Source organism: Mycobacterium sp. RTGN5 (assembly GCF_033804465.1).
Taxonomy (GTDB): Bacteria; Actinomycetota; Actinomycetes; order Mycobacteriales; family Mycobacteriaceae; genus Mycobacterium.
Window position 1 is genome coordinate 44252 of the sequence record NZ_JAPZLA010000005.1, and the last position, 22283, is coordinate 66534.

Annotated in this window: 24 protein-coding genes and 1 pseudogene; 15 read left to right on the forward strand and 10 right to left on the reverse strand. The window is 69.0% G+C overall.

Translation table 11 applies throughout. The annotated features are described in order from the left end of the window. Window positions 1-39 precede the first annotated feature (39 nt). From alaS to SLQ31_RS22440, 5 genes are read left to right on the forward strand one after another with little or no spacing between them, the layout of a single operon-like run. Window positions 40-2739 carry an alanine--tRNA ligase gene (alaS, locus tag SLQ31_RS22420; protein WP_319436326.1) on the forward strand — a complete coding sequence of 900 codons (2700 nt, stop codon included), beginning with the start codon at window positions 40-42 and terminating at the stop codon, window positions 2737-2739. A gap of 5 nt (window positions 2740-2744) precedes the next feature. Beyond that, window positions 2745-3242 carry a Holliday junction resolvase RuvX gene (ruvX, locus tag SLQ31_RS22425; protein ID WP_319436327.1) on the forward strand — a complete coding sequence of 166 codons (498 nt, stop codon included), beginning with the start codon at window positions 2745-2747 and terminating at the stop codon, window positions 3240-3242. Next, window positions 3235-4464, forward strand: a complete 1230-nt coding sequence (locus tag SLQ31_RS22430; protein ID WP_319436328.1) for an endolytic transglycosylase MltG — start codon at window positions 3235-3237, stop codon at window positions 4462-4464. The genes ruvX and SLQ31_RS22430 overlap by 8 nt, the downstream gene beginning before the upstream one ends. A gap of 33 nt (window positions 4465-4497) precedes the next feature. Beyond that, entirely contained in the window at window positions 4498-5298 is an 801-nt protein-coding gene (locus SLQ31_RS22435; protein ID WP_319436329.1) for a shikimate dehydrogenase, read from the forward strand. 10 nt (window positions 5299-5308) lie between these two features. Continuing rightward, window positions 5309-5737, forward strand: coding sequence for an A24 family peptidase (locus SLQ31_RS22440; protein ID WP_319436330.1), 429 nt, complete (start codon window positions 5309-5311; stop codon window positions 5735-5737). A gap of 12 nt (window positions 5738-5749) precedes the next feature. Here the strand turns inward: SLQ31_RS22440 and SLQ31_RS22445 are convergent, their stop codons facing one another. The 7 genes from SLQ31_RS22445 to SLQ31_RS22475 are packed head-to-tail and all read right to left on the reverse strand — an operon-like array spanning window position 5750 to window position 11353. Next, complete coding sequence (locus SLQ31_RS22445) at window positions 5750-6190, reverse strand: hypothetical protein (RefSeq protein ID WP_319436331.1); 441 nt, start codon at window positions 6188-6190, stop codon at window positions 5750-5752. Window positions 6191-6236: 46 nt separating this feature from the next. Further along, entirely contained in the window at window positions 6237-7043 is an 807-nt protein-coding gene (locus tag SLQ31_RS22450) for a hypothetical protein (protein WP_319436332.1), read from the reverse strand. Further along, the gene (locus tag SLQ31_RS22455) at window positions 7040-8056 is read right to left on the reverse strand and encodes a VWA domain-containing protein (RefSeq protein WP_319436333.1); all 1017 of its coding nucleotides are present in this window, start codon (window positions 8054-8056) and stop codon (window positions 7040-7042) included. Before SLQ31_RS22455 ends, SLQ31_RS22450 begins: the two co-directional genes overlap by 4 nt. After that, window positions 8053-9027, reverse strand: coding sequence for a hypothetical protein (locus tag SLQ31_RS22460; RefSeq protein ID WP_319436334.1), 975 nt, complete (start codon window positions 9025-9027; stop codon window positions 8053-8055). Before SLQ31_RS22460 ends, SLQ31_RS22455 begins: the two co-directional genes overlap by 4 nt. Further along, window positions 9018-9491: a hypothetical protein gene (locus SLQ31_RS22465; protein ID WP_319436335.1), complete on the reverse strand. Its 474-nt coding sequence runs from the start codon at window positions 9489-9491 to the stop codon at window positions 9018-9020. The genes SLQ31_RS22460 and SLQ31_RS22465 overlap by 10 nt, the downstream gene beginning before the upstream one ends. Next, window positions 9481-10344, reverse strand: a complete 864-nt coding sequence (locus tag SLQ31_RS22470) for a DUF58 domain-containing protein (protein ID WP_319436336.1) — start codon at window positions 10342-10344, stop codon at window positions 9481-9483. The genes SLQ31_RS22465 and SLQ31_RS22470 overlap by 11 nt, the downstream gene beginning before the upstream one ends. A 7-nt stretch (window positions 10345-10351) precedes the next feature. Beyond that, complete coding sequence (locus tag SLQ31_RS22475) at window positions 10352-11353, reverse strand: AAA family ATPase (protein WP_319436337.1); 1002 nt, start codon at window positions 11351-11353, stop codon at window positions 10352-10354. Window positions 11354-11477: 124 nt separating this feature from the next. Between SLQ31_RS22475 and aroC the strand changes: the two genes are divergently transcribed. The 5 genes and pseudogenes from aroC to SLQ31_RS22500 all read left to right on the forward strand — a co-directional run bounded on the left by aroC (window position 11478) and on the right by SLQ31_RS22500 (window position 15777). Further along, the gene (gene aroC, locus SLQ31_RS22480) at window positions 11478-12695 is read left to right on the forward strand and encodes a chorismate synthase (protein ID WP_319436338.1); all 1218 of its coding nucleotides are present in this window, start codon (window positions 11478-11480) and stop codon (window positions 12693-12695) included. A gap of 4 nt (window positions 12696-12699) precedes the next feature. Beyond that, window positions 12700-13212, forward strand: a pseudogene (locus tag SLQ31_RS22485) (shikimate kinase); the annotation flags it as partial. A gap of 149 nt (window positions 13213-13361) precedes the next feature. Continuing rightward, window positions 13362-14444, forward strand: a complete 1083-nt coding sequence (aroB, locus tag SLQ31_RS22490) for a 3-dehydroquinate synthase (protein WP_319436339.1) — start codon at window positions 13362-13364, stop codon at window positions 14442-14444. Next, window positions 14441-14884, forward strand: coding sequence for a type II 3-dehydroquinate dehydratase (aroQ, locus tag SLQ31_RS22495; RefSeq protein ID WP_319436340.1), 444 nt, complete (start codon window positions 14441-14443; stop codon window positions 14882-14884). Before aroB ends, aroQ begins: the two co-directional genes overlap by 4 nt. Window positions 14885-14889: 5 nt before the next feature. Next, window positions 14890-15777, forward strand: a complete 888-nt coding sequence (locus SLQ31_RS22500) for an MBL fold metallo-hydrolase (protein ID WP_413642768.1) — start codon at window positions 14890-14892, stop codon at window positions 15775-15777. A 19-nt stretch (window positions 15778-15796) separates the two neighbouring features. Here the strand turns inward: SLQ31_RS22500 and SLQ31_RS22505 are convergent, their stop codons facing one another. Then, window positions 15797-16420 (reverse strand): B-4DMT family transporter, encoded by a 624-nt coding sequence (locus SLQ31_RS22505; RefSeq protein WP_319436341.1) that lies wholly within the window; start codon window positions 16418-16420, stop codon window positions 15797-15799. A gap of 33 nt (window positions 16421-16453) precedes the next feature. Between SLQ31_RS22505 and SLQ31_RS22510 the strand changes: the two genes are divergently transcribed. From SLQ31_RS22510 to SLQ31_RS22530, 5 genes are read left to right on the forward strand one after another with little or no spacing between them, the layout of a single operon-like run. Further along, complete coding sequence (locus SLQ31_RS22510; protein WP_319436342.1) at window positions 16454-17545, forward strand: Xaa-Pro peptidase family protein; 1092 nt, start codon at window positions 16454-16456, stop codon at window positions 17543-17545. 29 nt (window positions 17546-17574) lie between these two features. Beyond that, window positions 17575-18138, forward strand: a complete 564-nt coding sequence (gene efp, locus SLQ31_RS22515) for an elongation factor P (RefSeq protein WP_319436343.1) — start codon at window positions 17575-17577, stop codon at window positions 18136-18138. Then, on the forward strand, window positions 18139-18618 hold the full coding sequence (gene nusB, locus SLQ31_RS22520; protein WP_319436344.1) for a transcription antitermination factor NusB: 480 nt from the start codon (window positions 18139-18141) through the stop codon (window positions 18616-18618). A gap of 10 nt (window positions 18619-18628) precedes the next feature. Continuing rightward, the gene (locus SLQ31_RS22525; protein ID WP_319436345.1) at window positions 18629-19165 is read left to right on the forward strand and encodes a TetR/AcrR family transcriptional regulator; all 537 of its coding nucleotides are present in this window, start codon (window positions 18629-18631) and stop codon (window positions 19163-19165) included. Between the two features lie 44 nt (window positions 19166-19209). Next, entirely contained in the window at window positions 19210-20352 is a 1143-nt protein-coding gene (locus tag SLQ31_RS22530; RefSeq protein WP_319436621.1) for an acyl-CoA dehydrogenase family protein, read from the forward strand. Here SLQ31_RS22530 and SLQ31_RS22535 read toward each other — a convergent pair. Further along, window positions 20349-21551, reverse strand: a complete 1203-nt coding sequence (locus tag SLQ31_RS22535) for a serine hydrolase domain-containing protein (protein ID WP_319436346.1) — start codon at window positions 21549-21551, stop codon at window positions 20349-20351. The genes SLQ31_RS22530 and SLQ31_RS22535 overlap by 4 nt on opposite strands. Further along, on the reverse strand, window positions 21548-22201 hold the full coding sequence (locus SLQ31_RS22540; RefSeq protein WP_319436347.1) for a class I SAM-dependent methyltransferase: 654 nt from the start codon (window positions 22199-22201) through the stop codon (window positions 21548-21550). The genes SLQ31_RS22535 and SLQ31_RS22540 overlap by 4 nt, the downstream gene beginning before the upstream one ends. Window positions 22202-22283: the final 82 nt, after the last annotated feature.

Below are 22283 nucleotides of genomic sequence, written 5' to 3' on the forward strand. Positions count from 1 at the left end.
GGGCGGTCGAAGCGTCCGACTCGAACGCAAGGAAAGCCAGTGCAGACACACGAGATCAGGAAGCGGTTCCTGGATCATTTCGTGAAGGCAGGTCACACCGAGGTGCCGAGCGCCTCGGTGATCCTCGACGACCCGAACTTGCTGTTCGTCAATGCGGGCATGGTGCAGTTCGTGCCGTTCTTCCTCGGACAGCGCACGCCGCCGTATGCGACCGCCACCAGCGTCCAGAAATGCATCCGCACCCCCGACATCGACGAGGTCGGCATCACCACCCGCCACAACACCTTCTTCCAGATGGCGGGCAACTTCTCGTTCGGTGACTACTTCAAGCGCCGCGCGATCGAGCTGGCGTGGACGCTGCTGACCGCGCCGGTCGACGAGGGTGGTTACGGCTTCGACCCGGAGCGGCTGTGGGCGACCGTCTTCTACGACGACGACGAGGCCGTGCAGCTGTGGCAGGAGGTCGCCGGCCTGCCGATCGAACGCATCCAGCGCCGCGGCATGGCCGACAACTATTGGTCGATGGGCATTCCCGGGCCGTGCGGTCCGTGCTCGGAGATCTACTACGACCGCGGGCCGGAGTACGGCGTCGAGGGTGGCCCGGAAGCCGACGAGAACCGCTACATCGAGATCTGGAATCTCGTGTTCATGCAGAACGAGCGCGGCGAAGGCACCAGCAAGGACGACTTCGAGATCCTGGGCCCGTTGCCGCGCAAGAACATTGACACCGGCATGGGCATTGAGCGCATCGCCTGCCTGTTGCAGAACGTCGACAACGTCTACGAAACCGACCTGCTACGGCCGGTCATTGACGTTGTAGCCGCGGTCGCGCCACGCGGGTACGGGGCCGGCAGCCATGAGGACGACGTCCGCTACCGGGTGATCGCCGATCACAGCCGGACCGCGGCGATCATCATCGGCGACGGCGTCACCCCCGGCAACGAGGGCCGCGGCTACGTGTTGCGCCGCCTGCTGCGCCGGATCATCCGGGCGGCCAAGCTGCTCGGTGTCGAGCAGCCGATCATGGCCGAACTGATGGTCGTGGTCCGCGACGCGATGAGCCCGTCGTATCCCGAACTGGCCACCGACTTCGACCGCATCCAGCGCATCGCGGTGGCCGAGGAAACCGCGTTCAACCGGACGCTGGCGTCGGGGTCGAAGCTGTTCGAAGAGGCCGCCGCCACCACCAGGGCCGCGGGCAAATCCGTGCTCGGCGGCTCGGAGGCGTTCGCCCTGCACGACACCTACGGCTTCCCGATCGAACTGACGTTGGAGATGGCCGCCGAGGCCGGCTTGTCCGTCGACGAACTGGGCTTCCGTGAGCTGATGGCCGAGCAGCGCCGCCGGGCCAAGGCCGACGCCGCGGCCCGCAAGCACGCCCACGCCGACCTGTCGGCCTTCCGCGAGCTGGTCGACGCCGGGCCGACGGAGTTCACCGGATTCACCGAGCTGACCTCCGAGGCCCGGATTCTCGGCATCTTCGTCGACGGCAAGCGGGTGCCGGTGGTGGCCCACGGTGGCAGGGAGCACGCTCCCGAGCGTATTGAGATCGTGCTGGACCGCACCCCGCTCTACGCCGAGTCCGGCGGACAGATCGCCGACGTCGGCTGGATCGGCGGCAGCGGCGCGGCCAAGGCCGCCGTCACCGATGTGCAGAAGATCGCCAAGACGCTGTGGGTGCACCGGATCAACGTCGAGTCCGGCGAGTTCGTCGAGGGCGACACCGTCACCGCGGCCGTCGACCCCGAGTGGCGTCGCGGCGCCACCCAGGGCCATTCGGGCACGCACATGGTCCACGCCGCGTTGCGACAGGTGTTGGGGCCCAACGCCGTTCAGGCCGGTTCGCTCAACCGCCCGGGCTACCTGCGGTTCGACTTCAACTACCAGGGCGCGTTGAGCGACGAGCAGCGCGCTCAGGTCGAGGAAGTCACCAACGAGGCTGTGCAGGCCGACTTCGAGGTGCACACCTTCAACGAGAAGCTGGAGAAAGCCAAGGCGATGGGTGCCATGGCGATGTTCGGCGAGTCCTATCCCGACGAGGTCCGAGTGGTCGAGATCGGTGGCCCGTTCTCGCTGGAACTCTGTGGTGGCACCCACGTACACAACTCGGCTCAGATCGGTCCGGTCACGATCCTCGGTGAGTCCTCGGTCGGCTCCGGTGTGCGCCGCGTCGAGGCCTACGTCGGCCTGGATTCGTTCCGGCATCTGGCCAAGGAGCGCGCGCTGATGGCAGGCCTGGCCACGTCGTTGAAGGTGCCGTCCGAAGAGGTGCCCGCCCGCGTGGCCACCCTCGTCGAGAAGCTCAAGACCGCCGAGAAGGAACTCGACAAGATCCGCCTGGCCAGCGCGAAGGCGGCGGGGGCGAACGCTGCCGCAGGCGCCGAGCAGGTGGGTAAGGTCCGTCTTGTGGCGCAACGGATGTCGGCCGGAATGAACGCCGGTGATCTGCGCTCCCTGGTCGGTGACATCCGCGGCAAGATGGGCTCCGAGCCGGGTGTTGTGGTGCTCATCTCCGAGGGTCCCGAAACAGACGGGGTAGGCACGGTTCCTTTCGTGGTCGCGACGAACCCGGCCGCACAGGACGCCGGTCTCAGCGCCAACGAGCTGATCAAACAGATCTCGTCGGCTGTCGACGGGCGGGGCGGCGGCAAGGCCGACCTGGCTCAGGGGTCCGGCAAGAACGCGGCCGGAATCGATGCGGCACTGGCGGCGGTTCGCGCAGAGATCGCGCGGAGCTAGCCTCAGTGCTCTCCGCACAGAACCGTGTGCCCGACCGGCCCGGCGCAGACGATCCCGGGCGGGGTCGGCGGCTCGGCGTCGACGTCGGCACTGTGCGGATCGGCGTCGCGGTCAGTGACCCCGACGGCATCCTTGCCACTCCGGTGGAAACCGTGCGGCGGGAACGAACCGGCAGGCATCTGCGGCAGCTGAGCAATCTGGTGACCGAACTCGGCGTCGTCGAGGTGGTCGTCGGGCTGCCGCGCACGCTCGCCGACCGAGCCGGGACATCGGCGCAGGACGCACTCGAGGTGGCCGACGCGCTGGCCGCGCGGATCGCCCCGGTGCCGGTGCGGCTGGCCGACGAACGGCTGACGACGGTCGTGGCCCAGCGATCGCTGCGGGAGGCCGGTGTGCGCGCCAAAAACCAACGCGGGGTGATCGATCAGGCTGCCGCGGTCGGGATTCTGCAGGGCTGGCTCGACCAGCGCCGAAATATGACGCCTGAAGGTGACGATGCCTGACGACTTCGACGACCGCTCGGCACCGCTGGCGGTAGGCCCGCCGCGGAGCCGGATGAGTCGCCTCGATCGGGTCCGCGCCCGGCGAAACCGTAACCGCCGCAGGATGATCGGGGCCGCCGCAGCGGCCCTGCTGATTGTCGTGGTGGTCGCCGCGGTATACCTGGGCGGCAAGCTGTTCAGCAGCTCCGGTGACTTCGCAGGCGAGGGCAAGGACGACGTCGTCGTGCAGGTCCACGACGGCGACTCCACCACCCAGATCGCCCAGGCACTGCGCGACAAGAACGTCATCTCCAACGTCAAGAGTTTCGTGGACGCCGCCAAGGACAACGCGGCGATCGCCGCCATCCAGCCCGGGTTCTATGTGGTCCGTACCGAGATGTCGGCCTCGGCTGCGGTGCAACGCCTTGCCGACCCGCACAACCGGGTGGGCAAGCTGGTGATCCCCGAAGGCCGCCAGCTCGACGATGTGGCCGAGGTCGGTTCGGGCAAGGTCACCGACGGCATCTTCACCCTGATCTCCAAGGCCACCTGCGTCCCGCTGAACGGCGAGCAGAAATGTGTGCCCGCCGAGGATCTGCGCAAGGTGGCCGAGCAGGCGCCGCCGGAGCAGTTGAACGTGCCGCAATGGGCGACCCAACCGGTGACCTCACTGGGCAAGAACCATCGCCGCGTGGAAGGGCTGATCGCCCCGGGCACCTGGAACGTCGACCCGTCGGCGTCGCCGCAGGAGATCCTGGCCAAGCTCGTCGGCCAGAGTGCGGACCACTACGTCGCCGGTGGGCTGCTGGACACCGCCAAGGCGATGAACATGTCGCCCTACCAGATTCTGATCGTCGGCTCGCTGGTGCAGCGTGAGGCCAAGCCGCACGACTTCGCGAAGGTCGCGCGGGTGATCTACAACCGGTTGGCCGTGCCGCAGAAGCTGGAATTCGATTCGACGGTCAACTACCCGCTGGATCGGCAGGAAGTCGCCACCACCGACGCTGACCGGGCACAGGTGACGCCGTGGAACACCTACGCGATGGAGGGTCTGCCGGCCACGCCGATCTGCTCGCCCGGCGAAGACGCGCTGGCGGCCGCCGAGCGGCCCGAGCCGGGGGACTGGCTCTACTTCGTCACCGTGGATACCGAGGGCACCACCCTGTTCACCCGCGACTACCCACAGCACCTCGCGAATATCGAGCTGGCCAAGCGCAATGGCGTGCTTGACTCCGCGCGATGAACGAAGTGAAGAGCGCAATTGGGCCGGAGCGCGATGACTGCGCGTAGGGCGGCGGTGCTGGGCTCGCCCGTCGCGCATTCCAAATCGCCCCTGCTGCACCTGGCGGCCTACCGCGCACTCGGCCTGACCGACTGGACCTACGAGCGCGTCGAGTGCACGGCCGATGAACTGCCTTCGGTGGTAAGGGGTTTGGGTCCTGATTGGGTCGGTGTCTCAGTCACCATGCCGGGCAAATTCGCCGCCCTGCAGTTCGCCGGCGAACACACCGAACGTGCGGAACTGGTCGGCGCGGCCAACACCCTGGTACGCACCGCCCACGGCTGGCGCGCGGACAACACCGACATCGACGGGGTCGCCGGTGCCCTCGGGCACGTTCGTCATCTTCGGCACGCGATCGTGCTCGGCTCGGGCGGCACCGCACCCGCGGCCATCGTGGCCCTGGCCGACCTCGGGGCCATCGAGATCACCGTCGTGGCCCGCAACCGCGACAAGGCCGGGAGGCTGCTGGACCTCGGTGCGGCCGTCGACGTCACCACGACGTTCTGCGACCTGAGCGATCCGCGGCTTCCGGAAATCGCGGCGACCGCCGACGTTCTGGTCAGCACCATTCCCGCGGATGCGGCCGCTGCCTACGCCGGGGTGTTCGCCGGGGTCCCGGTGCTGCTGGACGCCCTCTACGACCCGTGGCCCACCCCGCTGGCCGCCGCCGTGCAGGCCGCAGGCGGCGAGGTGATCAGCGGTGTGCAGATGCTGCTGCACCAGGCCTTCAGTCAGGTCGAACAATTCACAGGCCGGCCGGCGCCGCGTGAGCAGATGGCCGCCGCACTGGGTTAACGTCCTGCCGATGCGCGCATCAGCGTTCGGAGTCGTGCTGCTGTGGGTGGCGGCGCTGATGGTGTACGACATCCGTCACCGGCGGTTGCCGAACGCGCTGACGCTGCCCGGGGCGGTTGCGGTCCTCGCGGTTGCCGCCGGTTGTGGCCGCGGCCTGCCCGCCCTGGCCGGTGCGCTCGGCTTGGCGGCGATGTATCTGGTTGTGCACCTTGCGATTCCGGCCGGTTTGGGCGGCGGTGATGTCAAGCTTGCGCTCGGTGTTGGCGGCCTGACGGGCGCGTTCGGGCCCGACGTGTGGCTGCTGGCGGCGCTGGGCGCGCCGATGTTGACGGCGCTGCTGGCCGCGGTCATCGCGGTGCGGGATCGGACGGCGACGGTGCCCCACGGCCCGTCGATGTGCGTGGCGAGCCTGGCCGCCACGGCGCTGGTGGTGCTTTAGTGCTGTGTTGTTTCAGTTCTGGGGCCAGCCGAGCGCGTTGAAGACGGCTACCGGGTTGAGGTAGTCGCGCCAGCGCACGATCTCGCGGTCGCCGATTGTGATCACCGAGATGAAGTGGTTGGCGTAGCGCCGGTTTCCGTGGACCGTGCGGCCTTCGGCCGTGTACTCGAGCACCGCGACGTTCTGTTTGGCGTCGTGGTAGACCGCAAGGTCGAAGCAGCGGTCGAGGCGCATGGCGGTCCCGTAGGGCCGATACAGCTCGGCCAGCTCGTGACGGCCCTCGACGCGCCGGGGGTAGCCCGGCACGGTGACCACGTATTCGGTGAGGACGTCCTCGGCCATCAGGTCGAAGAAGTGCCCCGGATCGACGAGTCCCTCGAGTCCGCGCTCGATGATCCGGAAGAACGGGTCGAGTGCGGTGAAGTCGTCCAGGTTCGCGATGGGGGATTTCACCAGTATTTGATACCTGATCACTGCGACATGCGGCAGACCGGCCCGGTCAGCCGTTCTCGGCGTCGCTGCCCGATGACGCGGTGTCGGTAAGCAGCTGGCGCAGCCGGTCCAGCGGATCGCCGTCACCCAGTCGGTGCGGCTGCGGTGGCGGGGCTCCCGGACTGGGCAGCCGATCCGGGGCGATATCGGACAATCCCTGGCCCGAACGGCCCATCGCCGGTGGCGGCGGCTGCGATTCGGCGGCTGCCGCGCCGGCCGGTGGCGGTGGTGGTGGTGGTGGTGCCGCACTCAGCGGCGGAGGTGGCGGGGTACCCGATTGCAGCGCAGCAAGTTTCGACTCGAGTCGAGCGCTGGCCTCGGCCCGCACAGTACGCCGGTCGGGTTGCGGATCGGCGTTGTCGGCGAAGCAGCCCGCAGGGGCGTCGGCGATGATGCTCTGCGCGCTTCGGTAGCGCTCCTCGGCATCCACGGGCCGGCCCGCGAATGCCGCCACGTCACCCTGCGTCTCACGGACCAGCTCGAGATTGATCCGCACCGGACAGGACTGGTCGGACGCGGTGCTGTCCAGCGCCCGCGAGAAGCCGGCGTCGGCATCACCGAGCTGGCCGTCGAGCATTGCGGCGGCCCCGCCGGCGAACGGTGCCTTCGCCGGCTCGATCACATTGAGGACGCCCAGCATCGACGCATCGGCGTGCAGTGCCGCACCGTCGCCGCGGGCGAAGTGCGACACCGCCGACTCTCCGGCCAGGGCAACAGAGATCATCTTGATCGCCGCCACCACCGCCAGCAGGGCCACCGGCGCGGACCACACCAAGAGCCGCCGGCGCAGCCGCAGCCGGGCCGGGCGGGTCACGCCTGCCGCCGCGGCGTGCGGTCACGACGGAATTCGCGCGTCGTCAGGTAGATCTCGGGCAGCAGCAGGATCGCGGCCAGCAGCGCGAACAGCCAGTACAGCTCGACGCGATCGGGTGCCGGGGCGGATTCCTGGGCACCGCTGGACGGCAGGGCGGCGGTCACCGGTTGGCCCGGGTCGCGGTGAACGTAGGGCACGCCGAGTTCACCTGCGACACGGCGTAATCCAGCTTCGTCGAGCGACGAGGTCAGCGGCGCGCCGGATCGTGTGTCGGACAGATACGTCACCGCTCCGTCGACGTACGCGCCGGGAACCGGGCCGCCGGCCGGGGTGCCGTAGCCGAAGACCGCCCCGCCGGACACCCGGTCGCCGACCGAGAAGGTACCCTGCGGCGCCGTCGACCCGCCGGCCCCCTCGCCGAGATAGAACACCAGGTTCTGCGCACCCGGGTACTGCTGGGTGGCCTGGATGAGTTGGTAGCGAAGCGGATTGGCGGCAGCGCCGGCATCCACGCGGGCGGCGGCGTCGGGCGGCACACTGACGTAGGGCGACAGCCCCGCGATCACCGCCTTCAGACTCCACGTGTCCTCGGACAGCGGCCAGTCGATCTCCGGTGCCGAGGCGAAGCCGATCACCGCGAATCGCGCCTTCGGGTAGGCATCGACGATCGCGGACATGTCGTTGCGGATCCCCGACATTCGCGATGCCCCGCCGTAGTCCTCGACCCGGGAGTCCACCGAGCGGTCGACGACGAAGAACACGTTCACGTTCTCGCCCTGGCTCGCCGCGTCACGGTCGGGTGGCGGCAGCGCGGGGGAGGCCAGCGCCGGGCGGGCGGCCGCCACCACCAGCAGCAGCATCGCCAATGTGGGTGCGATCCAACGCAACAGCGCGGTGCGCCGGTGGCTGCCGCTGTGCGCCAATACTGCGGGCAGCGTCTGTGCGCGGGCGGCGACGATGACGGCGGCCAGCACCAGCAGCAGCGCGGCCGGCACCACGGGTTGCGCGCTCACCGTCGCGCCACCATTAGCGCGATGCTCAGCAGGACGGCGGCGGCGAGACCGGTGAGCAGCAGCGGGTCGGGGTCGTCGGGCAGTTGCCCGGTGACAGGCGCGGGGTTGGCGCCGATCGCGTCGAGATCGGCGGACAGCGTGGGATCCGAGCCCCCGGGCCCCGCGGCGTGGTAGCGGAAGAACAGCCCGCCGGAGTGTTCGGCGAGCGCGGCCAGCTCGGCCTCACCGCGTTGTGCCGAGTCGGTGACGTCCACGCCCGCGATGGCGTTGACCTGGATGCCGGCCCGCGTTGCCATGTCGGCGACCTGCTGCTCGCTGAACAACCCGTGCTGATCACCTGGCCCGAATGTGCTGGGTCCCAGGTAGATCAACGACCGGCGGTGGGTTGTCGGCGCGGTCCCGAAACCGGTCATGCACAGCGCGAGGGTGTCGGCCACGGTGGGGGCGTAGTCGGCATAACCGACCGTTTTGGCGAAGGCCTCGGCCTGCTCGGTGGTGGGCGCCCCGTAGTCGCCGAGGATCTGCGCCGCGTACTGGTAGTCGCGGGTCAACGGCATCACTCGCACCGTTGGGGATGTCAGACCGATGCGCTCAGAGTCGAATGTCGTTGCCTTCCTGGCGAAGTGGTTGAGGAACTGCGCGGTGGTGCCATCGGTGACCGGGGCGCCGACGCACAGCATCACATCCTCGGGGTGCAGCGCGTCCATTTCCCGCCCGGTGGCCGACGGTCGCGCTGCGGTCAGCACGGCGGTGCCGAACAGGACGACGAGCATGGTGATCGTCGCAGCGGCCGCCAGCGTTTCCCGGCGCCGGATCCGGGCGTATTCCGGTAGGCCGGTGAGCCGGTCGACGTGCGCCAGCGGCCGCAGCCGCCGGTCGGCCCGCGCGCTGGGCAGGGCCACCGCAACGGCCACGCACACGAGCAGGCCGACCAGCCCCGCGAGTGCGACGGGCCACCACCTCAGGTCCACGACCGGATCAACTCCTCGGCCTGAGCGCCCAGCTGGTCGGGGTCGGCATCGGTGGTGGTGTCGAACCGCGCGTCGCGCAGCGCCGCGATGAGCGGGGCGGCCGGCGCGAGATCGCCGGCGGCGATCTCGTCGACGTGGAGGTACTGCGCCCCGACTCCGGTCGCCTGGTGCAGGAAGCTGCGCACGGTATGACTCATCTGGTCGTAGGCCTGCGCATCGGAGAGCTGCCCGCGCCGGCGCTGCTCACCGATGTGCCGGATGCCGCCGGCAAACCGCCTGCGGGTCAGCCGGGCGTGTACAACCCGCAGTGCGGGGATCTGCCGGAGTCGGGAGGTCGGCTGGGTCGCCACGAAAACAGCTGTGTACCAGCCGATCACGGCCACCAGCAGGATTGCTGCCAGCCAAGGCCACCACGACAGATAGGCGGTCGGGCCGCCGACATAGCGCAGCAGGTCACCCGGCACGGGCGAACACCTCCGCCATCGCGGTCAGTCGGGGCCGGATCTCGTCGCTGCGGCCGATCGTGGTGAACGGGATGGCGTGATCAGCCAGGAATGCCTCCAGTCGCGCCCGCCGCTGCTGTTCGGCGCGCCGGTAGGCGGCCTCGACCCGCCGGCCCAGTCGCGTCCGGTTGGGCACCAAGGCGCCGGTGCTCACGTCGTAGCCGTCGAGCTCGCCGCTGACCGCGGGTAGATCGGACACCATCGCCCACAACACGTCGTGGCGGGCGGCCAGCCGCCCGGTGACCTCGCTGAGCCGAGTGTCCACGTCGGGCTCGTCGGACACCACGATGACCAGCATTCGACGCCGATAATGCGTTGCCACATAACGTAATTGACTCTCGATATCACTGACTCCCGGGCTGGTCGTGGTGTGCCGGTAGAAATGGTCGAGGAGGGCCTCGACGTGGGTTTCCCCGCGGCCTGCGCGGATGCTGACCGAACCCCGCGCATCGCCGTAGACCATCCCGATCTCGTCGGAGCGGCCCAGCGTGATCAGCCCGAACGCACCCAGGATCGCCGCCGCCACATCACGTTTGGTCTCGCCGCCGGCCGCGAGCGCGGTCATGTTTCGGCCCGCATCGGCCACCAGCAGGATCTTGTGGTGCTTTTCTGAGACGAACCTCTTGATCAGCACGGAGCCCGATCGTGCAGTGGCCTTCCAGTCGATATCGCGGACGTCGTCGCCAGGCACGTACGGCCGCAGGTCGTCGAATTCCATGCTGCGCGAGTGCAGCAGCGCGTAGCGGCCCCCTTCGAGAAGCCCTCGGGTGTCGCGGCCGAAATGCCGGATGGCCTGATTGAGATGCTGACCCACGCCGGCCTCAGGGCACCCGTACCGAGTGCAGGATGGCGTCGATCACGGTCTCGGCCGTGATGCCGGACGCGGCCGCCTCGAAGCCCAGGATCAGCCGGTGCCGCAGGATGCGATGGGCGAGGCCGGCGATGTCGTCGGGGATGACGTGCCCGCGTCCGGACAGCACCGCCAGCGCGCGAGCCGCCCGGCAGAACGCGATCGTCGCGCGCGGGCTGGCGCCGTACTCGACGAGCCGGGCCAGCTGGGGCTGCAGGTACTGCTGCGGGTCGCGGCTGACCGCGACGAGCTCACTGGCGTAGCGCATCAGTGCCGGATCCAGCTGCACCCCGCGCACGACCTCCTGCAGGTTGCGGATGTCGTCGAGGCCGATCACGGCACCGACACGGCGGTCCTTGTCGTACAGGCCGGCGTCCATCCGGTGGATCATCTCGACTTCCTCCGTCACCGACGGGTAGGCCAGGACGTCCTTGAGCATGAACCGGTCGGTCTGCGCCTCCGACAGTGGATACGTGCCCTCCTGGTCGACAGGGTTCTGGGTCGCGACCACCAGGAACGGCTCAGGAATGGAGTAGACCGTGCCGGCGATCGTGGTCTGCCGTTCCTCCATCGCCTCGAGCATGGCGCTCTGAGTCTTGGCGCTGGAGCGGTTGATCTCGTCGAGCAGCACGACATTGGTGTGCACCGGGCCCAGCTGAGTGACGAACGAATTGGTCGCGGCCTCGTACACCTGGGTGCCGATGATGTCGCTGGGCAGCAGGTCGGGGGTGCACTGGATGCGCTGGAAGCCGCCGTGGATGGATTCGGCGACGACCCGCGCGGCGGTGGTCTTGGCCAGCCCGGGAACGCTCTCGATCAGCACGTGGCCCCCGGCGGCCAGCCCGATGAGCAGGGACTCCCGCAGGTTGTCCTGGCCGACGACGATCGCGGAGAAGGCCGCCGACACCGCATCCACGGTGCGTCGGGCTCGGTCGAGGTCGCCTCGGTCGGTGCGTAGTCGTGCCGTGGTCATCGATGCCTTTCGGTGCGGTTGCTGACTCCGATTACCCGCCGCACGGGTGCCGGACACCCCGCCGCGTCGCGGGCCGGTGGAAAGCAAATTGGTCTGCCGTGACCGGCGTGGGAAGATGGGACGCGTGTTGCGATGGACGACTGCCGGTGAATCCCACGGCCGCGCGCTGGTAGCCGTGGTCGAGGGCATGGTCGCCGGTGTGCAGGTCACGTCGACGGACATCGCCGACCAGCTCGCCCGCAGGCGGCTGGGCTACGGCCGCGGCGCGCGGATGAAATTCGAACAGGACCAGGTCACCGTGCTGGCCGGGGTCCGCCACGGCGCCACCCTTGGCGGCCCGATCGCCATCGAGATCGGCAATACCGAGTGGCCCAAATGGGAAACCGTGATGGCGTCCGATCCGGTCGCCGCCGACGAGCTCGATGTAGCCCGCAACGCCCCGCTGACCCGGCCCCGGCCCGGCCACGCCGACTTCGCAGGCATGCTCAAGTACGGCTTCGACGACGCCCGCCCGGTACTCGAGCGGGCCAGCGCCCGTGAGACCGCCGCGCGGGTCGCGGCCGGCACCGTCGCCCGCTCGTTCCTGCGCCAGGCGCTCGGCGTCGAGGTGCTGTCCCACGTCATCTCGATCGGCGCGTCGGCGCCGTATGACGGACCCCCGCCCGCGGCCGACGATCTGGCCCGCATCGACGACAGCCCGGTCCGCGCCTCGGACAAGACCGCCGAGACCGACATGATCGAGCAGATCGAGGCGGCCAAGCGCGACGGCGACACCCTGGGCGGCGTCGTCGAGGTCGTCGTCCACGGCCTGCCGATCGGGTTGGGCTCGTTCACCAGCGGCGAGAACCGGCTGGACAGCCAGCTCGCCGGCGCGGTGATGGGCATCCAGGCCATCAAGGGCGTCGAGATCGGCGACGGCTTCGAGACCGCCCGCCGGCGCGGCAGCCAGGCCCACGACGAGATGTACCCCGGCCCCGACGGCGTGGTCCGCTCGACCAACCGGGCGGGCGGCCTTGAGGGTGGCATGACCAACGGCCTCCCGCTGCGGGTGCGGGCGGCGATGAAGCCGATCTCCACGGTGCCGCGGGCGCTGGCCACCGTCGACATGGCCACCGGCGAAGAGGCGGTGGCCATCCATCAGCGCTCCGACGTGTGCGCGGTGCCCGCCGCCGCTGTCGTCGTCGAAACCATGGTGGCGCTGGTGCTGGCCCGCGCGGTGCTGGAGAAGTTCGGCGGCGACTCGCTGTCGGAGACCCGGCGCAACGTCGACGGGTACCTGCGGTCGGTGGCCGAGCTCATGCCCGCGGACACTCGAGATTCGCCAGTGCGAGTGTCGGGGTAGCACGATGGCGCCGAAGGCCGTGCTGATCGGGTTGCCCGGCTCCGGGAAATCGACCATCGGGCGGCGGCTGGCCAAGGCGATGGATGTGGACATGCTCGACACCGACGCCGCGATCGAGGAGAAGACCGGCCGCACCATCGCCGACATCTTCGCCAACGACGGCGAGACCGAATTCCGCCGTATCGAAGAAGAGGTCGTCCACGACGCGTTGAAGACCCACGACGGTGTGCTGTCGCTGGGTGGCGGTGCGGTGACGACACCCGGTGTGCGTGACGCGCTGGCCGGGCACACGGTGATCTTCCTGGAGATCAGTGCGGCCGAGGGAGTGCGCCGCACCAGCGGCAACACCGTCCGTCCGCTGCTGGCCGGACCCGACCACGCCGAGAAGTACCGCACGCTGATGAACGAGCGGGTGCCGGTCTACCGGCGGGTCGCCACGATCCGGGTCAACACCAACCGCCGCAACCCCGGTGCCGTCGTGCGCCACATCATCGCGCGGATGGAGAACCCGCAGCCACCCCGCCGGCGCAGGCCGCCGTGGCGCCGCTCGCCGTCGGCGACCGAAAAGCGTTCCACCCCAACACCACCGGATGCACCGGTGGAGTCCACCCCGGTCACGCCCGCCACCCCGGCGGCGCTGGCCGCCCGCCGCGCCGGAGTTCGCAAATGACCGACATCACGCCGGTGACCATCGAGGTCGCCGTCGATCCGCCCTACCCGGTGATCGTGGGCACCGGCCTGCTCGGCGAGCTCGGTGAGCTGCTCGCCGGCCGGCACAAGGCGGCGATCCTGCACCAGCCGGTGCTGGCCCAGACCGCCGAAGCCATCCGGGCGCACCTGTCCGACAAGGGAATCGACGCCCACCGCATCGAGATTCCCGACGCCGAGGCCGGTAAAGATCTGGCCGTCGTCGGCTACATCTGGGAAGTGCTGGGCCGCATCGGAATTGGCCGCAAGGATGCCTTGGTCAGCCTCGGTGGCGGGGCGGCGACGGATGTGGCCGGGTTCGCCGCGGCGACCTGGCTGCGTGGCGTCGACATCGTGCACGTCCCGACCACGCTGCTGGCCATGGTCGACGCCGCTGTCGGCGGCAAGACCGGGATCAACACCGATGCGGGCAAGAACCTGGTCGGCGCGTTTCATCAGCCGGCCGGTGTGCTGGTCGACCTCGCGATGCTGGAAACGTTGCCGCGCAACGAACTCGTCGCCGGGATGGCCGAGATCGTCAAGGCCGGTTTCATCGCCGACCCCAAGATCCTTGACCTCATCGAGGCCGACCCGCAGGCCGCGGTCGACCCGGCAGGGTCGGTGCTGCCGGAGCTGATCCGGCGGGCGATCGCCGTCAAGGCCGAGGTGGTGGCCGCCGACGAGAAAGAGTCGGCGCTGCGCGAGATCCTCAACTACGGACACACTTTGGCGCACGCCATCGAACGCCGGGAACGCTACCGGTGGCGCCATGGCGCCGCGGTCTCGGTGGGACTGGTGTTCGCCGCTGAACTGGGCCGGCTGGCCGGCCGGCTCGACGACGCCACGGCGAAGCGGCATCGCGACGTGCTCACGTCGCTGGGATTGCCGGTCAGCTACGAGCCCGGCGTGCTGCCCGAACTCGTCGAGATCATGGCCGGCGACAAGAAGACTCGCTCGGGGGTGCTGCGGTTCGTGGTGCTCGACGGACTGGGCAAGCCCGGACGGCTGGAAGGTCCCGACCCGGCGCTGCTGGCGGCGGCCTACGCGGAGGTGGCGAAATGACAACAGTCCTGGTCCTCAACGGACCCAACCTGGATCGGCTCGGCCGCCGCGAACCCGAGGTTTACGGCAGCACCACCTATGACGATCTCGTCATGCTGATCGAGGCGCAGGCGACCGAACTCGGGCTCACCGCGGTGGTGCGGCAGAGCAACAGTGAAGCGCAGCTGATCGACTGGGTGCACGCCGCGGCCGACGCAGGCGACCCGGTGATCCTCAACGCCGGCGCGCTGACGCACACCTCGATCGCGCTGCGGGACGCCTGCGCCGAGCTGAAGGCAGCACTGATCGAGGTGCACATCTCCAATGTGCATGCGCGTGAAGAGTTTCGGCATCACTCGTATCTGAGTGCGGTGGCCACCGGCGTGATCGTCGGGCTCGGCGTGCAGGGCTACCTGCTGGCACTGCGCTATCTGGCCACCCTCGACGTCGCCGTCGACTAGCCGGGATGCCCGCGGTGCGGAATCGGATGGCTGTGGGTGCCGCCACCGTCACCCGCGTCGTCGAAACTCAGATCCAGATGCGGACGTCGTTGTTCGCAGACACTCCGGCGCAGGCCTGGGACGACCACGCCGATCTGTTGGAGCCGCACTTCTGGGAGCGTGCGGCCGAACAGTGGCGGATCGCGATGCAGTCGTGGGTGCTCGAGGTCGATGGTCTGGTCGTGGTGGTCGACACCGGGGTCGGCAACGACCGCGACCGTCCGCACATGCCGCCGCTGGACCATTTGTCGACTGACTTCCTCGGCGCGTTCACTGCGGCCGGCTTCGATCCGGCGGCCGTTGACATTGTGATCAACACCCACCTGCACACCGACCACGTTGGCTGGAACACCCAGTTGGTCGACGGCCGATGGGTGCCGACGTTCCCCAACGCCCGCTACGTGATGCCCGAGCCGGACTACCGCTTCTTCGGACCCGGGGGAGTGGGCGAGAACGACGGCATGCGAACGGTGTTGGCCGACAGCGTGATTCCGGTGACCGATCAGATCCAGTTGTGGACCGACGACCTGCAGCTCAGTCCGTCACTGCGGCTGCGCCCGGCGGCCGGGCACACGCCCGGTTCGTCGGTACTGTGGCTCGACGCGGGCAGTCCGGCGGTGTTCGTCGGCGACCTGACGCACTGTCCGATCCAGATCCGGCGCCCCGACGACGCGTGTGCGTTCGATGTCGACCCGGCCGCCGCACGCGGCACGCGCCGGCGGGTGTTCACCGAGGCGGCCCACGCCCATGCGAGGGTCTTTCCCGCGCACTATCCGGGGCACGGCGCGCCGGTGATCGCCGCGAGCGGCGACGGCTTCGACGTCGGCGACTGGGCGCCGATCGACCCGATCTAGCCGGTCTGGGCGGGCGAACCTACGACTTGTCGGTTTTGCCCGTCATGTCGATCTGCTCGGTCGGCTCGTCGCGCTCGGCGGTCGCCACCGCGGAGGTGTGCTCTTCGGTGGCCGCGGCCTCGTGGGTGCCGAGCCCGGCGATGGGTCCGGTCCGGTCGTCCTCGCGGGCGGCGTCGAACACGTCGGCCTGGGTGCCGTCTTCGCGGCGTCGCTCCTGCGGGGGCCGCTTGCGGTCAACCGTGAAGCGGCCGATGGCGACCGCGGCGATGGCGGGGATGAACACCACCAGCGCGGTGAACGCCGCGAACGTGGTGACCTCACTGATCAGGCCCTCGGCGTAGACGTTCTTGTAGAACAGCGACACGAGCCAGACGACCAGGCCGCTGAGCACGCCCGCGATGAGCCCGGCCAGCAGCCAGGTCATGGCCAGATCGCGGCGGCGGTCCGGGTCGGGATTCTCGTTGGCGTCGGCGCGGCCGTCGAGCAGACCCCAGATGAACGACGCGATCGCGAACAGCACCACCAGCGAAATGCTGATGAGTCCCGCCTTGGTTTCGTAGATATTGATCAGCGTGCCCTGCACGAGACGGACGACCACCATGCCGGCCGCGAAGGCCAGTCCGCGCAATAACCACGTATGCATGGTTAGTCAGGGTAGCGAGTACCGTCAGCGACCGTGACACATTCCCAACGTCGGGACCGGTTGGCTGCCCGGCTGGCCGCCGAGGGACTGGACGCGTTCCTGGTCAGTGACCTGGTCAACGTCCGATATCTGTCCGGATTCAGTGGCTCGAATGCGGCGCTACTGGTGTTCGCAGGCGACACGCCGACGGTGCTGGCCACCGATTCGCGCTACCGCACGCAGGCCGCGCGGCAGGCGCCCGATGTGGAAACGGTCATCGAACGGGCCTGCGGACGCCATCTGGTCGGGCGGGCGGTGGCCGACGGAGCCGCCCGGATCGGGTTCGAGAGTCACGTCGTGACGGTCGACGGTTTCGACGTCCTGGCTCGGGAACTGGCCGAGCAGCCCGCCGCCGAGCTCGTGCGGGCCTCCGGCACCGTCGAGACGCTGCGGGAGATCAAGGACGCCGGGGAGATCGCGCTGCTGCGGCTGGCGTGCGAGGCCGCCGACGCGGCGCTGGCCGAGCTGGTGAACGGCGGCGGCCTACGCCCGGGGCGCACCGAGCGGGAGGTCGGCCGCCAACTCGAGGCGTTGATGCTCGACCACGGTGCTGACGGGCCGTCGTTCGAGACCATCGTGGCCACAGGGGCCAACTCGGCGATTCCGCATCACCGGCCCACCGACGCGGTGCTGGCCGGCGGCGATTTCGTCAAGATCGACTTCGGCGCGCTGGTCGGCGGCTACCACTCCGATATGACGCGCACTTTCGTACTCGGCGCCGCGGCCGACTGGCAGCGGGAGATCTACGAGCTGGTCGCGGCCGCCCAGCGGGCCGGCCGCAATGCGCTCGACGTCGGGGCGGAACTGCGCGATGTCGACGGCGCGGCCCGGCAGGTCATCGTCGACGCGGGCTACGGCGAGCACTTCGGCCACGGCCTGGGCCATGGCGTCGGACTCCAGATCCACGAAGCGCCGGGAATCAACTCCGCGGCCGCCGGTACACTGCTTGCTGGCTCCGTGGTGACCGTGGAACCCGGTGTCTACCTGCCTGACCGTGGCGGTGTCCGCATCGAGGACACCCTGGTCGTGTGCGAGCGGAGCCCCGAACTGTTGACCCGGTTCCCCAAGGAACTACAGGTCATCTAGGACCAGATAAACGAGGAGAACGACCGACCGTGGCATCCACTGCCGATTTCAAGAACGGCCTTGTGCTGAACATCGACGGCCAGCTCTGGCAGATCACCGAGTTCCAGCACGTCAAACCAGGCAAGGGCCCGGCGTTCGTGCGCACCAAGCTCAAGAACGTGCTCTCCGGCAAGGTCGTCGACAAGACCTACAACGCCGGGGTGAAGGTGGAGACCGCGACCGTCGATCGGCGCGACGCCACCTACCTGTACCGGGACGGCTCGGACTTCGTGTTCATGGACTCCGAGGATTTCGAGCAGCATCCGCTGCCGGAGCCGCTGGTGGGCCGGCTGTCCGATTTCCTGCTCGAAGGCATGCCGGTCCAGATCGCGTTCAACGAGGGCGCGCCGCTGTACCTGGAGCTTCCGGTGACCGTCGAACTCCTGGTCGCCAGCACCGAGCCAGGGCTGCAGGGCGATCGGTCCAGCGCGGGCACCAAGCCGGCGACGCTGGAGACCGGGGCCGAGATCCAGGTTCCGCTGTTCATCAACACCGGCGACAAGCTCAAAGTGGACTCCCGCGACGGCAGCTACCTAGGGCGTGTCAACACCTAAATGGCTGATCGTAAGGCCGACAAGGGTCGGCATCAGGCGCGCAAGCGCGCCGTCGATCTGGTCTTCGAGGCCGAAGCCCAGGGGCTGACCCCGGCCGAGGTGGCCGATGCGCGCATCGCGCTTGCCGAGTCCAACTCCGACGTGTCCGCGTTGAACCCGTACACGGTGACCGTCGCCAGGGGCGTGGCTGCCAACACGGCTCACGTCGACGAGCTGATCACCTCCCACCTGCAGGGCTGGACGCTGGAGCGACTGCCCGCGGTGGATCGCGCGATCCTGCGGGTGGCGGTGTGGGAGTTGTTGCACGCCGAGGACGTTCCCGAGCCGGTGGCCGTCGACGAGGCGGTCGAATTGGCCAAGGAGCTGTCCACCGACGAGTCGCCCGGCTTCGTCAACGGCGTGCTGGGCCAGATCATGCTGGTCACTCCGCAGATCCGTGCGGCCTCCGCCGCGGTCCGGGGCGCCGCGCCCGAGGCGTAATCTCCCCGCCATGCTGGCCGCGACCGATTGGGTGGAGGCGGGATTCTCGTTGCTCGCCGACGAGGGCGCCAAGGGGCTGACGCTGGACCGGCTCTGCAAGCGGGTCGGCGCCACCAAGGGCAGCTTCTACTGGCATTTCGTCGATCTGGGCGCCTACCGGTCCGCGTTGGTGGACACCTGGGCCGAGGTACACGACAGCGACCGCGCCGAGTTCACCGCGAGTGCGGGACTCTCGCCGCGTGAGCGGCTCACCCGGATGATGGGAGTCCTTCTCGGCCAACGGCATTGGATGCTGGAACGGGCCATGCGGGAATGGGCGCGCTCGGACGCCGACGTCGCCGCGGCGGTGGCGTCTTCCGACCGGCGGGTGCGCCGTGCGGTGCGCCAGGCCTACCTGGACGACGGATTCAGCACCGAGGAGGCCGACGTGCGGGCTGATGCGACATTCGCGGCCGGCGTCGGATTCCTGCACCTGTCGGCCGCGGCGCCCGGCGCCAAAGCCGTTGCGCAGCAACAACGCTTCCTGGACATCATGCTGCGGCACTGAGGTCCCAATTTCCGTACCAAACGGTATGGTAGCGTCGGGTCGTGCTGACGGCCAGTGACGAATTCGTGGCATGTCTGGCCGAGCGGGCTGCCGAAGCCGAAGACCTGCGCCGGCTTCCCGACGCCACCATCGCGGACTTCCGGGCCAGTGGCATGGCCCGGCTGCTGTTGCCGGCCCGCTACGGCGGCGAGCAGGCGTCGTTCCCCGCGATCCTGGATCCGGTGCGCCGGATGGCGCACGGCTGCACCTCCAGCGCCTGGACGCTCGGGTTCTACATCCTGCACAACTGGATGCTGGCGCTGTTCGGCGAGCAGGCGCAGGACGAGGTGTTCGCCGACGGCCCGGTATTGTGCCCGGCGCCGCTGGCACCGACCGGGCGCGGTGTGCCGGTTGACGGCGGGGTGCGGTTGTCCGGCCGATGGTCGTGGGCGACCGGGATCATGGCGGCCGACTGGGTGATGGTCGGTGCCCTGTGTGGACCAGACGATGCGATGTATCCGGCGTTGGCGCTGCTGCCCGCCAACGATGTTGCGGTGGAGGATGTTTGGCACACCGACGGGATGCGGGGGACCGGTTCGCACGACGTCGTGGTCACCGACACGAAAGTCCCCGACCATCGGTTGGTCAAGGTCACCGATATCTACGGCGGCACCGCGCCGGGTGCGGCGCTGCACGATGCGAGTGCCTACCGCTGGCCGATGGTGCCCGCACTGGCCTTGCTCGCGGCCATGCCGGCGCTGGGCGCCGCCGAGCACGTTGCCGACCTGTTCGCCACCCGTCTGGGTGAGCGGGTGCTGGCCTACTCGGGGGTAGCCCAGAAGCAGCAGCCCGCCGCGCAGATTCGCCTTGGCGACGCTCGGGTGCGGCTGCGCGCGCTGAGCGGACTGCTGGGCGACACCGTCGCGGTTATCGAGACCATGGTCGCCGACGGCGTCCGGATCCCGCGGTCGGTACGTGCGCAGGCCCGTCTTTCGGCCGCGCACATTGTGCACGAGTCCCGCGCCGTCGTCGCCGACCTGCTCGAATCATCGGGTGCCAGTGCGCATTTCCTGACCAATCCGCTACAGCGGGCCAAGCGCGACATCGACGTGATCTGCGGCCACGTGGTGTTCGACTACGACGTGAGCCGGGAACTGGCCGGTGCGCTCGAGGTCGGCGTGCCGATCTCGCCGATCGCGATGGTCTAGAGCCCCAGCGCCTGGTAGGTGCGGCGCACGAACTTCGGCTGTACGCCCTGCAACTTGGCCAGCGAGGTGTTGCCGGCCACCGCGGCGCCGGGCGCGCTGAGGTTCGGGTAGTTCTGGATCAGGTAGATCAGGATCAGGTCGTTGGCCGGATCGGCCTGCCACCAGGTTCCGTACGCGCCGGGCCAGCTGAAGGTGCCAAGCCCGCCCGGGCCAAAGAGCTGTGCGGATTTGGCGGGATCGGTGACCACCGACAGGTTCAGGCCGAAGCCGCGGCCCACCCAGAACGGCATCCCCAGGAACGGGTATTGCTTCTGTTCGGTGGTCAGCCGGTCGGTGCGCATCAGCCGCACCGACTCCTCGGACAGCACCCGTATTCCGTCGACTTCGCCGCCGCCCAACAACATTCGGGCGAACCGCAGGTAGTCGTCGACGGTCGTCACCAGGCTCGCCCCACCCTGACAGAACCGGGGTTCGGTAACCGGGATCGGGCCCATCGCGTCGTGGTGCAGGCCGGTCTCTTCGTCGAGTCGGTACATGGTGGCGGCGCGGGCGCGTTTGTCGGGGGAGATGTAGAACCCGGTGTCGGCCATGCCCAGCGGGTCGAAGATCCGCTCGGTGAGCACGGTGTGCAGCGACTTGCTCTCGATCCGCGAGACGATGATGCCGAGGACGTCGGTGGCGTGACTGTAGGTCAGTCGGTCGCCGGGCTGGTGCACCAGCGGCAGCTTCGCGATGTCGGCAAGCCAGTGGTCCTGGTCCTGACGAAATGACACCTTCGCGTAGGCCCGGCTGATGGGGCCGACGACCGAGAACATGTAGGCCAGGCCGCTGCGGTGGGTCATCAGATCGTCGATGGTGATCGGCCGTTGTGCGGGCACGGTGCGGTCCAGTGGGCCGGTCGGATCGACGAGCACCTGCATATCGGCCAGTTCCGGTAGCCACCGGCTGACCGGGTCCGACAGTGCCAGCTTGCCCTCGTCGACCAGCGCCATCGCCGCCGCCACCGTCACCGGTTTGGTCATCGAGGCGACGCGAAAGATGGTGTCGCGCTGCATCGGTAGTTCAGCTTCGACGTCGCGGTGACCGATCTCGTTGACCTGCACCACATTCCCGTGTTGCCAGACCAGAGTGACGGCGCCTGCCAAGAGCCCGGCGTCCACGGCCTGCACGACAGAACTGCGATTGTCCCCGAGATTCATCCGAGGGAGTCTACTGACGGGCGCTGCGCCGTCACGAGCCAGAATCCCATGTCGACGCCGTCGGGGCGATGCACCGTCGTCGGCGTCAGGGAGCTGACGGTCCAGCCGGCACCGCCCAGAATGCTGCGCACAGCTGATTCGCTGACCGCGCGCTGGCCGCGCATCGCGTCGTCGTTGGCCTCGGAGAAGCAGGCGATCAGCAGCCGCGCGCCGGGCCGTGCGGCACGGTACGCCGCGGCGGCGTACGCGGGCTTGCCGTCCTCGTCGAGGCAGTGGAACATCCCGCTGTCGACGATGGTGTCGAACGCGTCCTGGTAGCCGGTGAGTTCAGTGGCGTCGGTCACCGCGAACCGGATGTCGACGCCGGCGTCGGCGGCCCGGCGCTCGGCGGTGATCAGCGCGGTCGGCGAGATATCGAGAGCGGTGACGTGATGGCCGTGCTGGGCCAGGTAGATCGCGTTGTCGCCGAGCCCACAGCCGATGTCGAGGACATCGCCGGTGACCAGGCCCTGCTCCTGCCAGGCGACGACACTTTCCTTGGGGCCCTTGGTGTCCCAAGGCACGGTAGTGACGGAAGGGATTCCCGCGGCGGGGCTCTCACCGCGGTAGAGGGCGTCGAAATCCCACTGGGACGGGTGCGGTGTGGTCACCTGATCGAGGCTAACCCGAAACGCGATTGCACGGTTCGGGAAGATGGACAGGTGGGTGTTAAGCTGCCCGGCAGTTCGACAT

Excerpts from the sequence above, each read along its gene's own strand:
- SLQ31_RS22430 (WP_319436328.1), top strand. The coding sequence starts at position 3,235 with ATGCCTGACGACTTCGACGACCGCTCGGCACCGCTGGCGGTAGGCCCG.
- SLQ31_RS22435 (WP_319436329.1), top strand. The coding sequence starts at position 4,498 with ATGACTGCGCGTAGGGCGGCGGTGCTGGGCTCGCCCGTCGCGCATTCC.
- SLQ31_RS22440 (WP_319436330.1), top strand. The coding sequence starts at position 5,309 with ATGCGCGCATCAGCGTTCGGAGTCGTGCTGCTGTGGGTGGCGGCGCTG.
- SLQ31_RS22475 (WP_319436337.1), bottom strand. The coding sequence starts at position 11,353 with ATGACCACGGCACGACTACGCACCGACCGAGGCGACCTCGACCGAGCC.
- aroB (WP_319436339.1), top strand. The coding sequence starts at position 13,362 with ATGACCGACATCACGCCGGTGACCATCGAGGTCGCCGTCGATCCGCCC.
- aroQ (WP_319436340.1), top strand. The coding sequence starts at position 14,441 with ATGACAACAGTCCTGGTCCTCAACGGACCCAACCTGGATCGGCTCGGC.
- SLQ31_RS22500 (WP_413642768.1), top strand. The coding sequence starts at position 14,890 with ATGCCCGCGGTGCGGAATCGGATGGCTGTGGGTGCCGCCACCGTCACC.
- SLQ31_RS22505 (WP_319436341.1), bottom strand. The coding sequence starts at position 16,420 with ATGCATACGTGGTTATTGCGCGGACTGGCCTTCGCGGCCGGCATGGTG.
- nusB (WP_319436344.1), top strand. The coding sequence starts at position 18,139 with ATGGCTGATCGTAAGGCCGACAAGGGTCGGCATCAGGCGCGCAAGCGC.
- SLQ31_RS22525 (WP_319436345.1), top strand. The coding sequence starts at position 18,629 with ATGCTGGCCGCGACCGATTGGGTGGAGGCGGGATTCTCGTTGCTCGCC.
- SLQ31_RS22535 (WP_319436346.1), bottom strand. The coding sequence starts at position 21,551 with ATGAATCTCGGGGACAATCGCAGTTCTGTCGTGCAGGCCGTGGACGCC.